Source organism: Actinoplanes sp. M2I2, assembly GCF_023544445.1.
Lineage (GTDB): Bacteria > Actinomycetota > Actinomycetes > Mycobacteriales > Micromonosporaceae > Actinoplanes.
The window spans coordinates 579,378-594,728 of the sequence record NZ_JALPVJ010000004.1 but is presented as its reverse complement, the minus strand read 5'-3'; the positions used below and the strand labels follow the sequence as shown (position 1 = coordinate 594,728).

13 protein-coding genes are annotated in these 15,351 nt (G+C 71.1%); 6 read left to right on the top strand and 7 right to left on the bottom strand.

Going from position 1 to position 15,351, the window contains the following annotated elements:
* The first annotated feature begins 95 nt into the window (after positions 1–95).
* The gene (locus HJC40_RS10665; RefSeq protein WP_374271528.1) at positions 96–1,835 is read left to right on the top strand and encodes a MinD/ParA family protein; all 1,740 of its coding nucleotides are present in this window, start codon (positions 96–98) and stop codon (positions 1,833–1,835) included.
* On the opposite strand, the gene HJC40_RS10660 is transcribed toward HJC40_RS10665, so the two are convergent.
* A complete protein-coding gene (locus HJC40_RS10660; RefSeq protein ID WP_250000683.1) occupies positions 1,836–2,258 on the bottom strand; it encodes a DUF3151 domain-containing protein in 423 nt (140 codons plus the stop codon). It abuts the gene before it with no gap.
* A gap of 51 nt (positions 2,259–2,309) precedes the next feature.
* Positions 2,310–3,338, bottom strand: a complete 1,029-nt coding sequence (locus HJC40_RS10655) for an ADP-ribosylglycohydrolase family protein (protein WP_250000682.1) — start codon at positions 3,336–3,338, stop codon at positions 2,310–2,312.
* Here HJC40_RS10655 and HJC40_RS10650 point away from each other — a divergent pair.
* Positions 3,337–4,575, top strand: a complete 1,239-nt coding sequence (locus tag HJC40_RS10650) for an LOG family protein (RefSeq protein WP_250000681.1) — start codon at positions 3,337–3,339, stop codon at positions 4,573–4,575. The genes HJC40_RS10655 and HJC40_RS10650 overlap by 2 nt on opposite strands.
* Here the strand turns inward: HJC40_RS10650 and HJC40_RS10645 are convergent.
* Positions 4,537–5,052 (bottom strand): hypothetical protein, encoded by a 516-nt coding sequence (locus HJC40_RS10645; RefSeq protein ID WP_250000680.1) that lies wholly within the window; start codon positions 5,050–5,052, stop codon positions 4,537–4,539. The two genes, HJC40_RS10650 and HJC40_RS10645, sit on opposite strands and share 39 nt — an antisense overlap.
* 131 nt (positions 5,053–5,183) lie before the next feature.
* A complete protein-coding gene (gene fbaA / locus HJC40_RS10640; RefSeq protein ID WP_250000679.1) occupies positions 5,184–6,209 on the bottom strand; it encodes a class II fructose-bisphosphate aldolase in 1,026 nt (341 codons plus the stop codon).
* A gap of 161 nt (positions 6,210–6,370) precedes the next feature.
* On the opposite strand from fbaA, the gene HJC40_RS10635 reads away from it, so the two are divergent.
* The 4 genes from HJC40_RS10635 (at position 6,371) to HJC40_RS10620 (ending at position 12,877) form a co-directional block, all read left to right on the top strand.
* Positions 6,371–7,915, top strand: a complete 1,545-nt coding sequence (locus HJC40_RS10635; protein WP_250000678.1) for an LPXTG cell wall anchor domain-containing protein — start codon at positions 6,371–6,373, stop codon at positions 7,913–7,915.
* A 38-nt stretch (positions 7,916–7,953) separates the two neighbouring features.
* Positions 7,954–9,327 (top strand): 3' terminal RNA ribose 2'-O-methyltransferase Hen1, encoded by a 1,374-nt coding sequence (locus HJC40_RS10630; protein ID WP_250000677.1) that lies wholly within the window; start codon positions 7,954–7,956, stop codon positions 9,325–9,327.
* Entirely contained in the window at positions 9,324–11,813 is a 2,490-nt protein-coding gene (locus HJC40_RS10625) for a polynucleotide kinase-phosphatase (RefSeq protein WP_250000676.1), read from the top strand. The genes HJC40_RS10630 and HJC40_RS10625 overlap by 4 nt, the downstream gene beginning before the upstream one ends.
* A 248-nt stretch (positions 11,814–12,061) precedes the next feature.
* Complete coding sequence (locus HJC40_RS10620; RefSeq protein WP_250000675.1) at positions 12,062–12,877, top strand: DedA family protein; 816 nt, start codon at positions 12,062–12,064, stop codon at positions 12,875–12,877.
* A gap of 274 nt (positions 12,878–13,151) precedes the next feature.
* On the opposite strand, the gene HJC40_RS10615 is transcribed toward HJC40_RS10620, so the two are convergent.
* From HJC40_RS10615 to HJC40_RS10605, 3 genes are all read right to left on the bottom strand, one after another.
* Positions 13,152–13,826, bottom strand: coding sequence for a class II aldolase/adducin family protein (locus HJC40_RS10615; RefSeq protein WP_250000674.1), 675 nt, complete (start codon positions 13,824–13,826; stop codon positions 13,152–13,154).
* A 105-nt stretch (positions 13,827–13,931) separates the two neighbouring features.
* Entirely contained in the window at positions 13,932–14,309 is a 378-nt protein-coding gene (locus HJC40_RS10610; RefSeq protein ID WP_092549981.1) for a helix-turn-helix transcriptional regulator, read from the bottom strand.
* A gap of 57 nt (positions 14,310–14,366) precedes the next feature.
* Positions 14,367–14,762 carry a hypothetical protein gene (locus tag HJC40_RS10605; RefSeq protein ID WP_250000673.1) on the bottom strand — a complete coding sequence of 132 codons (396 nt, stop codon included), beginning with the start codon at positions 14,760–14,762 and terminating at the stop codon, positions 14,367–14,369.
* Positions 14,763–15,351 lie beyond the last annotated feature (589 nt).

Genomic DNA, 15,351 nt, shown 5'->3' with positions numbered 1-15,351 from the left:
CCGATCGGGACGTCGAACCGTTCTGGGCGCCGGAGGAGCTGGAGACACCGGTGCACGGGCGGCCCGTGCCGCACGAGGCGCCACCGCCCGTGCCGCTGCCGCACCATCCGAACGGGGCGCCGGGCGTCTACCGGCCGGGTGAGCGCATCCTGGTGCCGCCGCCCGCTTCCGTGCCGGTGCCGCCACCCGCCCATCTCTCGGTGCCGGCCCCTCGACCGGCCCCGGACATGCAGCCACCGCCGACGCAGGCCTGGCCCAACCTCGAGCCGCAGGCGCCCGGTCCGGCCGGGCCCACCTCAGCCGCGCCCGTGTCCGGCGACGACCCGTCCGAAGTGCACACCACGCCCGGCTCGCCGTGGGCGCAGCCGCCGCAGCGTCCGGCTGCTCCGGCGGCCGGGCAGCGGGAGCCGGCGCCCCCGCGCGCTGTCCCCTCCGCCGCACCGCCCGCTCCCGACCAGCCGCCGGTGAGCCGCCCCGACATCGCTGGGCCGGCCAATGGAGCGATCTATCGCCCGGCCGCTCCGCCGCCCCAGGCCGGCGCTCCTGTCGTACCTCAGCAGCCGGGCCCGCAACCTCAGCTCAGCCCGCACGCGCAACCCCAGCCCGGCCCGCACGGGCAAGCGCAGCCCGGTCCGCAGTCTCAGCCCGGTCCGCCGCGCCAGCCTGGTCCACAGCCTCAGGCCGGCCCGCCACCTCACGCCGGTTCTTCGCCTCAGGCCGGCCCGCCGCCGTACCAGCCGACGGCCGACGGCCGGCAGCCACAGCCCTCGCCGCGGCCGATGCCCGGGCCCTATCCGCCCACCATGGACCCTCGCGCGATGCCGCCGCAGGCACCCGTGCCCCACCCGCAGCCGCCGGCGCCCGCGACCGACCCCTTCCAGGACCTTCCGTGGGTCTCCGACGGCACGCCGACCGCCGAGGAGTTCGCCCGCCGCCGGATGGCCCGGCCGGCCGATCCGGTGGCCACCCAGGGAGCCCGGGCGATCCTCCGCAAGGGCACGATGGGCCTGGTCAAGCTCGCGCCGGGCAAGCGGGAGCAGGAATACAAGCAGGACGTCGAGATGGTCCGCCGCAACTTCGGCGGGCTGCGCCAGGTCACCGTGGTCAACCCCAAGGGCGGCGCCGGCAAGACCGTGGCCGTGCTGCTGCTCGCCATGACGTTCGGGCAGAAGCGCGGCGGTTACGTGCTGGCCTGGGACAACAACGAGACCCAGGGCACCCTGGGCATGCGCGCCCAGCAGGACTTCCACGCGCGCACGGTGCGCGACATGATGCGCGACCTGCATCTGTTCCGGGGCTCGCACGGGCGCGTGGGCGATCTCTCGCAGTACGTGCGGGCACAGGGCGAGGGCATGTTCGACGTGCTCGCCTCGGACGAGTCGGCCACCGCGGGCGAGATGCTGACGGCCGACGCGTTCGGTGAGATCCGCGAGATCGTCAGCCGGTTCTACAAGCTGATCTTCGTGGACACCGGCAACAACGTGCGGGCCCAGAACTGGCAGGCGGCGATGGACGCGACCGACCAGCTGGTGATTACGATGTCGGCCCGCAACGACTCGGCCGAGACGGCGGCGCGGATGCTCGACCATCTGGAGCAGAGCGGCCGGCAGCGCCTGGTGCGCCAGGCCGTGAGCGTGGTGACGATGCCGCCGACCCGGAAGGACATCGACCTGCCGGCCATCCAGCGGCACTTCGCGGCCCGCACGCGGGCGGTGCTGCTGGCCCCGTACGAGAAGCTGATCGACTCGGGGGAGCCGATCCGCTACGGCCACCTCTCCACCAACACGAAGGACGCCTGGTTGAAGATCGCCGCAGCCGTAGCGGAAGGCCTCTGATCAGCTGAGCGCGTCGGCGGCCGCCGGGTCGCTGTCGCGCAGGAACTGGGCGCAGCGGGCGGCCTCGTCGGCCTCGCCGATCTCGGCGGCGGCCTGGGACAGGGTGTGCAGGCAGCGCAGGAAGCCCTGGTTGGGCACGTGCGCCCAGGGGATCGGGCCGTGGCCCTTCCAGCCGTTGCGACGCAGGGCGTCGAGCCCGCGGTGATATCCGGTGCGGGCGTAGGCGTACGCGGTCACCGGCTCGCCGGCCGCCAGGGCGTCAGCCGCGAGGGCACCCCAGGCGGCGCTGTAGGCCGGGTAGGCCGCGGCGACGGTCTTGTAGGCGGCGGCGGTGCCGGTCGCGGCGGCCTCCGCGAAAGCCTTGTCGGCCTCGGCGTCGGCGGGCAGCTGGGTGGCCGGGGGCTCGGGAAGCAGGTTCTGCATGAACCTATTCAACCGGCCCGGCCCCGGGGCATTCCGCCGGGGCGCGCAAGATCACCCTACGGGCCGGGCCCCGTCCCAGGCGTCGGCCAGCCGGGTGAGCCGGTCGGCGTACTCGATCTGCTCGCGCCACGCCGCCGGCCAGGCCTCCAGGCCGAGGGCCGCGCCCGCGAAGGCCCCGGCCAGACAGGCGATCGAGTCGGAGTCACCGGACGAGGCCGCGCCCCGGCCCAGCACCGCCAGCGGCTCGTCCGGCGAGATCAGATAGCAGTACAGCGCGGTCGCGAGCGCCTCCTCGGCGATCCAGCCCGCGCCGGTCGCCAGGCACGGGTCCCCCTCGAAGGCGCCGGCCGCGAGCGCGGCACCGACCCGGTCGAGGGCGGCCGCGGTCTCGTCCCAGCCGCGGGCGATGAACGCTTCGGGCGAGGCGGCGTCCGACCGCTCCCACAGATCGCCCAGCCACTCCGACCGGTAGACCTCACGCTGACTGTCGGCGCGCTCGCGCAACGCTCCCAGCAGGTCACCGGGCTCCAGGCCGCCCGCCAGCCACCGGCAGGCGTACGCGGTCAGCTCGCTCGCGGCCAGCCCGGTCGGATGGCCGTGGGTCAGCCCGGCCTGCAGCTGAGCCAGACCGGCGCACCGGTCGTCGTCCAGGCCGGGGTGCAGCCCGACCGGGGTGACCCGCATGTTGGCGCCGCAACCCTTCGAGCCGGCCACCGTTGCCTGCTGCCACGGCCCGCCGTGGCTCAGCGCCGCGCACGCCCGCAGGCACGTGGTGCCCGGCGCCCGGTTGTTGTCGGGGCTGACGGCCCAGTCGAGGAACGCCTGGCGCAGCCGCGGCTCCAGCGCCGCGGGCGTGAGCTCGGGAGCGGCCAGCATCGCCTCGCCGACGGCCAGCGCCATCTGGGTGTCATCGGTGACCAGGGCCGGCGTCCCGGTCATCCGGCGCGGCCCGCCGGCGCCGTAGGTGGCGACGATGGTGGCGTAGTCCTGGAACTCGGTCGGTTTGCCGAGCGCGTCCCCGTAGGCCAGCCCGAAGAGTGATCCCGCGACGTTTCGCACAGTGGTTACCCTACGTGTCATGCCAGGCGACCCCTTACAGCCCGTGCTCGGCGGGCCTCTCCCGTTCGACGCCACCGCGAACGAGATCGAGACCCGGGCGGAATTCGACCTCCATCTCGCCGGCAAGTCGCTGACCGGCCTGGTGATCCTGGGTCTGCGGCTCGACCTCGACCCGCCGGCGCTCGCGGACGTGGACGTGCACGGCGCGCTCTTCGTCGGCTGCCGGCTGGAGAACGACGACGTCGAGATCGACCTGATCCGGCGTGGGGCGCATCTGATCCCGCCGTTCGACGCGCGGCCCTACCCGACCCATCCGGCGACGCTCTACACCCCCGAGGACCTGTCGTACGGGTTCGCCGCCGACGGCTTCGCCGGCATGTACGACACGCAGGTCTACGACCACTTCGTGGCGCACGGCGGAGCCGCGCCCGACATCCGCGAGGCGATCGCCCAGCGCCTGCACGACGCGGGCATCGACAACGCCCTGGGCAAGGCGCTGGCCGCGTGGGTGCAGGCCCGGGGCCGGGAGGGCGCGGTCGGCATCATGGGCGGGCACGCGGCGCCCCGCGGCTCGGCGGCGTACCGGATGGCGGCGACCCTGTCGTGGCGGCTGGCCGCGGCCGGGCGGCTGGTGGTGACCGGGGGTGGGCCGGGGGTGATGGAGGCGGCGAACCTCGGCGCCTATTTCTCGACGCGGCCGGCCACCGAGCTCGACGCGGCGATCGGGATGCTCGCCGCGGCGCCGCACTTCGCCGATCACGATCCCTACACGGCGGCCGCCGTGGCTGTCCGTGCCGCCTATCCCGCCCCGCCGGCGCCGGTGACGGACGTGGCCGGGCGACTGCTGCATGGCGGCTTGGCCCTGCCCACCTGGCTCTACGGTCACGAGCCGGCCAACCTGTTCGCCGGGCAGATCGGCAAGTACTTCTCCAACGCCGTACGGGAGGACTCGATCCTGCGGCTGTGCCGGGGCGGCATCGTCTTCGCGCCCGGCTGGGCCGGAACGGTGCAGGAGATCTTCCAGGCCGCGACCAAGACCTTCTACCAGACCGACGGGCCGTCCGGCGCCTTCGTCTTCCTGGGCGTCGACCACTGGCGCCAGCTGCCGGTCGAGGAGCTGCTCCGGCCGCTGCTGGCCAAGAGCCCGCACGGCGACCAGTCGAACCTGGTGGTGGTCACCGACTCGCTCGACGAGGCGATGGCCGCCCTGTCCACCGGGTCAGGCGACGTGCACACGCCGCCAGTTGGTCACGGGTAACTCGTTCTCGGGCACGTCGGTGATGCCGTTCTCGTCCATCGCGTTGAAGACGGCCAGCCGCGCCCCGTCAAAGAGGAACTCGACCGCGTGCAGCACCCGGGGCCGCCACTCGGCCACCGTGACCAGTTCGATGATGTTGACCGCGCGCAGCACCGTCCCGCGGGCATGCCGGAGGGCGGCGTGCGGGTCGGGGCGCCAGTCGAAGTGCTCGTACCAGTCGATCGGCACGTTCAGGTCGATCTGGTCCCAGGTGATCGCGCACTCGTCGAACTTACGGTGCGTGATCTCGACGTGCGTGTTCCCGAAATCCAGGATGACCGGGCCGTCCGCGAACCAGCCGCGCTCGGCGATGTCCCACATCAGCCAGCTCGACCGCAACTTCCGCCCGATGAGCCGCACAAATCTCGTACGGTGGACCGCCGCGAGGGCCTCGGCATCATGGTGCCACTCGGGTTCGTAACCCTCGATGCCGAGCACGATCTTGGCCCCCCTCTCAAGGAGGATCGATCGTATACATACCTCTGAGTAACCCGGCAACACGAGAGCGGCCGGCCCCCCTCGTAAGGGGACCGGCCGTCACCGTTCGACTACTTATCGACCACTTCTCATTACTTCGAGAGGGTGGTGCCCGACGAGCGCAGGTGCTCGCACGCCTCGACGACCCGCTGGGCGAGGCCGTTCTCGGCGAGCTTGCCCCAGGCGCGCGGGTCGTAGGCCTTCTTGTTGCCGACCTCGCCGTCGATCTTGAGGACGCCGTCGTAGTTCTTCATCATGTGGTCGACGACCGGACGGGTGAACGCGTACTGCGTGTCGGTGTCGATGTTCATCTTGACCACGCCGAAGTCCAGCGCGCCGTGGATCTCCGACAGCAGCGAACCCGAACCGCCGTGGAAGACCAGGTCGAACGGCTTCTCCTTGCCGTACTTGGCGCCGACCGCGTCCTGGATCTCCTTGAGGATCTCGGGGCGCAGCTTGACGTTGCCCGGCTTGTAGACGCCGTGCACGTTGCCGAAGGTCAGGGCGGTCATGTAGCGGCCCTTCTCACCCAGGCCCAGGGCGGCCGCGGTGGCCAGGCCGTCCTCGACGGTCGAGTAGAGCTTGTCGTCGATCGCGGCGGAGACACCGTCCTCCTCGCCACCGACCACGCCGACCTCGATCTCGAGGATGATGTGCGCGGCCGCGGCGTCCTTGAGGAGCTCTTCGGCGATCTGCAGGTTCTCGTCGACCGGCACGGCCGAGCCGTCCCACATGTGCGACTGGAACAGCGGCGCCTTGCCGTTGGCCACGCGCTCCTTGCTCAGCGCGAGCAGCGGGCGGACGTACCCGTCGAGCTTGTTCTTGGGGCAGTGGTCGGTGTGCAGCGCGATGTTGATCGGGTAGTTCTTCGCCACCTCGGTGGCGAACTCGGCCAGGGCGACCGCACCGGTAATCATGTTCTTCACGGTCGGGCCGGACGCGTACTCGGCGCCGCCGGTGGAGATCTGCACGATGCCGTCGCTGCCGGCCTCGGCGAAGCCCTGCAGGGCCGCGTTCAGCGTCTGCGAGGACGTCACGTTGATCGCCGGGTAGGCGAACGCGCCGGCCTTGGCGCGGTCCAGCATCTCGGCGTAGACCTCGGGAGAAGCGATGGGCATCGGTGCGCTCCTTGCTCTTTGCGTTCATCAGACAGAGGGCAGGACCGCGCTGTCCTCCAGCGGCCAAGTATTCCGTAGCCGCTCCGGCGTTGGGAAATGACCCCGTAACTGTCCAGCCGAAACCGGCTCATGGGACATAGAGGGCGATTTACGCTGCGACCATGCCGTCGATCCGCACCGTACTGGCGCTTTTGATGCTCCTGGTCCTCGCCCCGGCGGCACCGGCCGCGGCGGCGCCGACGACGGCCACTCTCGAACCGCACTTCACGCCGGTCACGCTGGCCCCGGAGAGCTCCGAGACCTACGGCGTCCTGTGGGTACGCACCAGAGACGCCGAGCCGGGCACTGCGGTACGCATGGAGGTGACCGTCGATCTCGGCGGAGCCACCACGTTCGCCGACATCGGAATCGACACCGGCTTCGGCTCGAACCGGCCCCCGGCACCGTGCCGCCTCGCCGACGACAAGATCACGTGTTCGTGGACCGCGACCCCCACGACGGACGAGGACCTCAGCACCGCCGCGTTGGTCACCGTCACGCCCACCAAGGCGACGAAGGCGGGCGATCGCGCCGCGATCACGATGACCGCGCGGATCGGCGACGGCGCCGTGACCCAAGGGTCGTCGGTGATCCAGGTGGGTGCGGGTGTCGATCTGGTGTCGGACGGCGATCGGACCGTCGAAGCCGGGCCGGGAAAGCCCGTGCAGCTCACTCCGGCGGTCCGCAACGGCGGCAAGGTCCCGGTCGAGGGCGTGGTCCTGGTGTTCGAGGCCCATCCGCGGCTGCTCGGGAAGTCGTCCTACCGCAACTGCCGCTACGACATCGGGCTGGTCTGCGCCTTCGACACCACGCTGGAGCCGGGACGGCGCTACGCCCTGTCCGCACCGATGATCCTGACTTCTCCGGGCGACACCGTGCCCGGCAGCGTCGCGCCGGTGGCCGTCCGGTGGTTGACGCCGAGCGAGTGGACGAACTCGGAGCCGGGTGACTACGGCCCGCCGGGCACCGGTGCGCCGCTCACGCTTCAGCCGTTGGCCGGCGCGCAGGGGGCACCGCAGGCCGACGTCCGTCCGGAGGACAACTCGGCGGCCATCAGGTTCGCTGTCACGGGCACAAGACATCCGAGCCTGGTCGCCGTCGGATCGGGTATCGAAGCCGCCGTCGGCGATGACCGGGCCGTCACGACGGGCTTGATGAACTTCGGGCCGGGCACTCTGCGCCCGGACCTCTTCGAGAACAACGCGCTGGCCCTGACCGTGCGCATGCCGGGCAACGTCGCCGCCTACGAGGCCGCTTCCGGTTGCTACTCGACCGACGTGGACGGGTGGTTCTGTCGCCTCGGGCAGGAACTCGGGCCCGAGCAGCGCGCCACCTTCGCGTTCCAGGTCCGGGTGGAGGACGAGTGCGGCCGGCCGGGTGAGGTCGAGATCCTTCCCGACGCTGACGGTGACGGGGACGCGGACGGGGTCGTGCGGCGGGGCAGGAAGATCGGGCCGCTGTCGGTCGAGGTGGCCGGCGCCACCTGCGCGACGGTCGCCCTGCCGATCACCGGATCGGAAGCGGGGTGGACCGCGGCGGCCGGTCTCGCCCTGATCGTGGCCGGGCTGCTGCTGACCGCCCGCCGCCCTGGCCGGTCGATCGCCGGCCCGGGTCTGTCCACAGGCCGGCGGCGTTCGGTCCGGCGCCGTCCACAGGCGCACAAATAGGTCGCCCAAGATCGCGTCGAGCGCCCATCATCGGGGGCGTGCTTCTCACCGTGACGACCACGCACCGGCCCGCGACCGACCTCGGTTACCTGCTGGTCAAGCATCCTGACCGGGTGCACCGGTTCGACGTGCCCACGGGCACGGCCTACGTGCTCTATCCCGAGGCCACCGACGAGAGGTGCACGGCCGCGCTGCTGCTCGACGTCGATCCGCAGCGGCTCCGGGCCCAGCAGGACGCGTTCGCGCTCGGCCAGTTCGTCAACGACCGGCCCTACGCGGCTTCCAGCCTGCTGGCCGGCGCGCTGGCCAAGGTCTTCCGCAGCGCGCTGCGCGGCGCGTCCAAGGATCGACCCGACCTCGTCGGCACCCCGCTGCCGCTGCTGATCCGGGTGCCCGTCCTGCGGGGCACGACCGACCTGGCCACCCGCCTGTTCGAGCCGCTCGGCTGGTCGGTCACGGCCGTCCCGATCCCGCTCGAGCCGTCGCTCGGTGGCGACAGCCCCTATGTCGATCTGGAGCTGAGCGGTGAGCTGCCGCTGTCCGCGGCCCTCAATCACCTGTACGTTCTGCTGCCCGTGCTCGACGACGCCAAGCACTACTGGGTGGCCCCCGACGAGATCGAGAAGCTTCTGCGCTCGGGGGCCGGCTGGCTCGCCGCCCATCCGGAAAAGGTGCTGATCGCCCGGCGCTACCTCGTGCACAAGCGGTCGCTGACGACCACCGCCCTGCAGATGCTCGAGGGCGAGGAGGCCGAGGAGCCGCCCGCCGACGAGGAGGCCGAGCTTCCCGTCGTCCGCCGGCAGCCGCTGGCCGAGCAGCGCCGTGACGCGGTGCTCGCCCTCCTGGCCGAGGCCGGCGCGAGCCGCGTGCTTGACCTCGGGTGCGGAGGCGGCGCTCTGCTCGCCGCCCTGCTCAAGGACAGGCGCTACACCGAGATCGTCGGCACCGACGTGTCCGCGCGGGCGCTCGAGACGGCGGCCCGCAGGCTGCGCCTCGACCGGATGCCCGAGCGGCAGCGCGCCCGCCTCTCCCTGTGGCAGTCCGCCCTGACCTACCGCGACGACCGGCTGCGCGGCTACGACGCCGCCGTGCTCATGGAGGTCGTCGAGCACGTCGACCCGCCGCGGCTGCCCGCGCTCGAGGCGAGCGTGTTCGGCCATGCCCGTCCCGGCACCGTCGTCGTGACGACGCCGAACGCGGAATACAACGTCAACTACCCGGGACTGACCGGCCTGCGACACTCCGACCATCGCTTCGAGTGGACACGGGCCGAGTTCGCGGACTGGGCGACGTCGGTGGCCGGCACGTACGGCTACGCCGTGTCCCTGCGTCCGGTCGGCGAGATCGACGAGGCCACCGGCTCCCCCACTCAGCTCGCCCTCTTCACCCTCGACCCGGAGGTGACCGCATGATCGACCTTCCGGAGCTCGCGCTCGTTGCGCTGGTCGGCATCTCCGGCTCGGGCAAGTCGACCTTCGCGCGCGCCCACTTCAGGCCCACCCAGGTGCTCTCCTCCGACTACTTCCGCGGGCTGGTGGCCGACGACGAGAACGACCAGTCAGCCTCGGCCGACGCGTTCGACGCGCTGCACTACGTCGCGGCCAAGCGCCTGGCCGCCGGCCGGCTCACCGTGGTCGACGCCACGAACCTGCAGCCGCACAGCCGCGCCGGGCTGGTGCGTGTCGCCCGGGAGCACGACGTGCTGCCGGTGGCGATCGTTCTCGACGTGCCCGAGGCGCTGGCCTGGCAGCGCACCGAGGCCCGGGCCGACCGCGACCTCGGCCGTCAGGTCCTCTCCCGCATGCACCGCGACCTGCGACGGACGCTGAGCTCGCTGTCTCGCGAGGGGTTCCGCAAGGTGCACGTGCTGCGCGGGCCCGACGAGATCGCGGCGGCCGAGATCCGCTACGACAAGCTGTTCAACGACAAGCGCGAGCTGACCGGGCCGTTCGACATCATCGGCGACGTGCACGGGTGCCGGGCCGAGCTCGAGACCCTGCTCGAACGGCTCGGCTACGCCCTGGTCCGCGACGACTCCGCCCGGCCGGTCGACGCCGTCCACCCGGACGGGCGCCAGGCGGTCTTCGTGGGCGATCTGGTCGACCGTGGTCCCGACTCGCCGGGCGTGCTGCGCCTGGTGATGGGCATGGTCGCCGCGGGCCACGCGCTGTGCGTCCCCGGCAACCACGAGCAGAAACTGGCACGCAAGCTCAACGGGCGCAACGTGCAGCTCACCCACGGCCTGCCCGAGACGCTCGAGCAGCTCGGCCGCGAGCCCGCCTCGTTCGGTGCGGCCGTCAAGACGTTCATCGAGGGCCTGGTCAGTCACTACGTGCTCGACGAGGGCAAGCTGGTGGTCGCGCACGCCGGTCTCAAAGAGGCCTACCAGGGGCGCGCCTCGGGCCGGGTGCGCAGTTTCGCGCTCTACGGCGAGACGACCGGCGAGACCGACGAGTACGGCCTGCCCCTCCGCTATCCGTGGGCGCGGGACTACCGCGGCTCGGCCGCGGTCGTCTACGGCCACACGCCGACCACCAGACCGGAGTGGCTCAACAACACGATCTGCCTGGACACGGGTTGCGTCTTCGGCGGCGCGCTCACCGCCCTGCGCTGGCCGTCGCGCGAGCTGGTGTCGGTGCCGGCCGCCCAGGAGTACTACGCGCCCGTCCGCCCGCTGGCCCCGGCCGGAAGACCGGACGACGGCCTCGACATCGCGGACGTGACCGGTCGCCGGCACCTCGACTACGGGTACGGGCGGGTGACCGTGGCCGCCGAGAACGCGGCCGCGGCGCTCGAGGTGATGAGCCGCTTCGCCCTCGACCCGGCCACCCTGGTGTGGCTGCCACCGACCATGGCGCCGTGCTCGACCTCCACGCTCGAGGGCTACCTGGAACACCCCGCGACGGCGCTCGACGACCTGCGTCAGGCCGGCGTCGACCGGGTCGTGTGCGAGGAGAAACACATGGGGTCGCGGGCCGTGGTGCGAGTGTCCCGCTCCGGCGACGGCGACGCGATCTGGACGCGTACCGGCCGGCCGTTCTTCGGCGCGGCGCTCGACGAGCAGCTGCTCGCCCGGGTGCGCGCCGCCGCCGGCGGGCTCTTCGACGAGCTGGAGAGCGACTGGCTGCTCCTCGACGCGGAACTGCTGCCGTGGTCGGCCAAGGCGGCGGGCCTGATCCGTGACCGCTACGCGGGTGTCGGCGCGGCCGGCCGGGCTGCGCTGCCCGCCGCGCTGGAGGTCGTCGACCGGGTCGCTGCGCGGGGGCTCGACGTGGCCGCGTTGCGCGATCGGCTGGCGCTGCGGTCGGCTGAGATCGACGGCTACTCCGCGGCCTACCGGGCGTACGTGAAGCCGACCGACGGGCTCGACGGGGTCACGCTGGCGCCGTTCGCCGTGCTCGCCGGGGCCGGGGTCTCGTACGCCGACCGCGACCACGGGTGGCACCTCGCCCTGGCCGACAAGCTGGTGGCGGCCGACCCGGCCCTGTTCACACCGACCCGCCGCCGGATCGTCGAGCTCGGCGATCCGGCCGCCGAGGCGGCGGCCACCGAGTGGTGGCTCGAACTGACCGCGTCCGGTGGGGAGGGCATGGTGGTCAAGCCCTGGGCCGGGCTGCGGGCCGCCGACGCCAAGGGACGGCTGATCCAGCCCGGGGTGAAATGCCGCGGCCGGGAGTACCTGCGCATCATCTACGGCCCGGAGTACACGCGGCCGGAACAGCTGTCCCGGCTGCGCCGGCGCAACCTCGGCCGCAAGCGGAACATGGCACTGCGCGAGCACGGGCTCGGTCTGGCCGCGCTCGACCGGCTGGCCGAGGGAGCGCCGCTGTGGCGTCGCCACGAGCTGGTCTTCGCGATCCTGGCCATCGAGTCGGAGCCGGTCGACCCCCGGCTGTGACACCGTGTGCGGGCGCCGCTCCGGGCGGTGCCCGCACACGCCAGGCGATGCCCGGATGGCTTCGCCCGCGCCGCGAACGGCCGACGCCCCGCGGCCTCCGGGGCCACCGCCGTTCGGGTCCGTGAGCTGCACGAACGGACGGCCGGCGGGACATCTCGGCCGGGCGTCCGGCTCTTCTCGGACGGGATACCTTTCGCACAGCAACTGGACCCGAAAAGCGCAGGGGTCTGGCGGTACCCTGGCTCACCGTGGACATCCGCGCGCTCGGCGAGAACCTCGCCCTCAACCCCATGGATCCGAAGGATCTGCTGCACACCTTCGGCCTGGTCGGTGTCTGGGCGATCATGTTCGCCGAGACAGGCCTGCTCGTCGGGTTCTTCTTCCCCGGCGACTCGCTGCTCTTCCTCGCCGGTGTCGCCGCCTCCCCCGTCGCCGACTCGATCTTCGGCGAGGGCACCCAGCTGTCGTACGTCGGTCTGCTGATCGGCGCCCCGATCTGCGCGATCATCGGCGCCCAGCTCGGTCACTGGCTCGGCGCCCGCTACGGCAGGCGCATGTTCGACCGGCCCGACTCCAAGCTCTTCAAGCGGGAGTACGTCGAGAAGGCCGAGTACTACTTCGAGAAGTTCGGCCCGGCCAAGGCCGTGGTGCTGGCCCGCTTCATCCCGATCGTGCGCACCTTCCTCAACCCGGTCGCGGGCACGCTGGGCATGCCGGCCCGCAAGTTCCTGCTGTGGAACATCGTCGGCGCGATCCTCTGGACCGACGGCATCATCATCATCGGTCACACGCTGGCGCAGGAGATCTACGACCTGATCGGCGACCACATCGACCGCTACATCCTGCCGGTGGTCGCGCTGATCGTCCTGATCTCGGTGCTCCCCATCCTGATCGAGATCCTGCGCGAGCGCCGCCACAAGAAGAAGGCCGGCCCCGGTGCCCCGCCCGAGCCGTCCGCGGCCATCGGCGTCGTGGCCGCCGCGAGCATCGCCGGTCTGGTCGAAGCGGCCCGCACCGACGACGACGAGGACCCCCGCAACCCCGTCACCCACCGCCGCCACTGAACCGCCCGGCCGCCCGCAGCCCGGACTACCCGTAGCCCGGACTGCTCGTAGCCCGGACTGCTCGTAGCCCGACTGTGGAAGCACGGACTGCGCGAAGCACGGTCGACCCCGGTGGCACGACGGATCCTTCTCCGGCCTGACACAGCAGCGCCCGCCGCGACCTTCTGAGGGGTCGTGACGGGCGCTGTTGTTTGTGACTTGCCGGTGGGGACGGTGCTCGGGCCGGTCGCTCTGCGCCGTGGGGGCGGTGCGTCGAGCGGCGGTTGGACGGTTGTCAGACCGTGACGGCGGTGGAGCCGTACAGGCGGTCCAGGAAGGTCTCGGGGCAGTCGCGGAGGTTCTCCAGGCGGCCGGCGGCGAGTGCCCGGTACGTGAGTTCCGCTGCTTCCTCGAGGTTGCGGGCGCGCTTGTGCGCGAGCTCGACGGTGTCGCCGAGCACCACGCAACCGTGCTGGCTCAGCACCAGACAGTCGGTGCCGTCGGCGGCCATCGCGGCGGTCAGGGCGGCCAGCTCGCTCGTGCCGGGCAGCCGGAACGGCACCGTCGAGACACGGCGCAGGTAGTACGCGTGGTCGGTGGTGATGATCCGGATGTGCTCACCCAGCGCGTCCAGCAGGAGTGCGGTCTGCGGATGCAGGTGGATGACGGCGTTGACGTCGGGACGAGCCCGATACAGCGCCAGATGCAGTGCGAGCTCACTGGTCGGCTCGATCAACGGCGGCGGCACACTGCCGACCGACGCGGGCGAGCCGTCAGAGACGCATACGGCGGCGAAGGAGGTCCGGCTCAGCCGGCCCAGCCACGAACCGCTGCCGGTGACCCAGATGGCGTCCTCGTCGGGGATCCGAGCGGAAAGGTTTCCGCCCGACCCGGCGACGAGGCCGGCCTGGACCACGTCGAAACCCACGAACGCGAGCTGGTCGCGCAGATCGCCGTGGACGTAGTTCACCCGTTACTCCTCGGGTCCTGGGGGGTGGACTGGAGGCGGACTCTGCTGCCTGGCGTCACGCCCCATGTGATGCCGGTGACGCCAGGCGATTCCTTGCGAGTGCGGTCAGCGCGCCTTCTTCGTGGCCCGCTTGCGAGGCGGGGTCAAAAGGTCCGCGATCGTCGCGATGGCGGACGGCACCAGACGGTAGTAGGCCCACACGCCTCGCTTCTCCCGCTCGAGCAGACCAGCCTCGGTCAGAATCCGAAGGTGGTGGCTCACTGTCGGCTGAGACAGACCGAGCGGAGCGGTCAGGTCGCAGACGCAGGCCTCACCGTCCGTTGCGGACTGAATCAGGCTGAGAAGCCGAAGCCGAGCCGGGTCGGCAAGTGCCTTGAGCACACCTGCGAGCCGCTCGGCGTCGGCACGTTCAATTGGCTCGCCGGCAAGCGGCGAGATCTGAGGCATTGTCATTTCCGCCAACGCAGTTCCCACGATCTCCATCCTTCCACCAACTGCATCGATTCTCCTGCATGTGCGCAGGAACGAACCGGCTAACTTTCAGGCCGTAAGGCCGACGTCGATCACCGGGTTGGTCGATCGGGAGTGGCCGGCAACCCGAGCCTCCGATGCAACCGATACCGCCGTACCTACTTCGGTCTCTGCCTCCTGCAACGCCTCAGCCGCCATCAGGACGCTGCCCATCCGTGTCGAGGTCTCGATCCCCGCCCCGGGAGTGAGACACCCCACATTGTCAATTCGTCGATCCATTCCGGGTTTCTGATCCGTTTCGCCGGAGGCCCGCACCCGCCTCGGCGTCGTCATCTCGCCACCCTGCGCGATCTTCTGAACCGGGCGGCCCGGCACCAGAAGTTCACGACCCGATGAAAGCACGGCGCCACGCTGCGCGACGGGTAATTCAGTGATGAATTTACGCAGGTCGTGGCGTGCTTGCATGCATCGAGCGTACTTGCTGGAACGAAACCGGAACCTTTCGCCCTGGCAGTGCGCAACGTAACTATTGACGCACACGATTGAGTCGATCTAAAAAGAAACCTTACAGAACCAGCAGTCCCTTTCGCCCCATGCCGGGAACATCGATGCAGCTCAAAGCTCCTATGCCGCGGGTCACATGCCGGGGACCCGACAGATCACCCGGTCGGGGGGCTGAGAAGGTCCTGTGAATCGCGGCATCGAACGTTTGCCCATCCAGCGAAAAACACCCTCCAACCGGCGGTGGCGCGTTATACGGACAGCCGTGGGAGTGACGAAGCTGGATGACAAACTTACCCGTTCGGGTGACCCATACCCATCAATATGAGGGGTCATGCCATCAATATGAGGGGGGTAACTGGCCGGTAACAACACGGACATCCCCTGTCCGAAACCCATCATGCGACTTGCACCACGCCCGCCCGTAACCGGGGTGCCCTCATCGCGCGGCTTCACACGCCGCTCCAACGAGGCGCAGGGTCGACGGCCACCCCGGCGCCAGCTCGTGACGTAGGCAACGCACGAGATCGTTCAAGCCGGTGCTGTCCGTGCG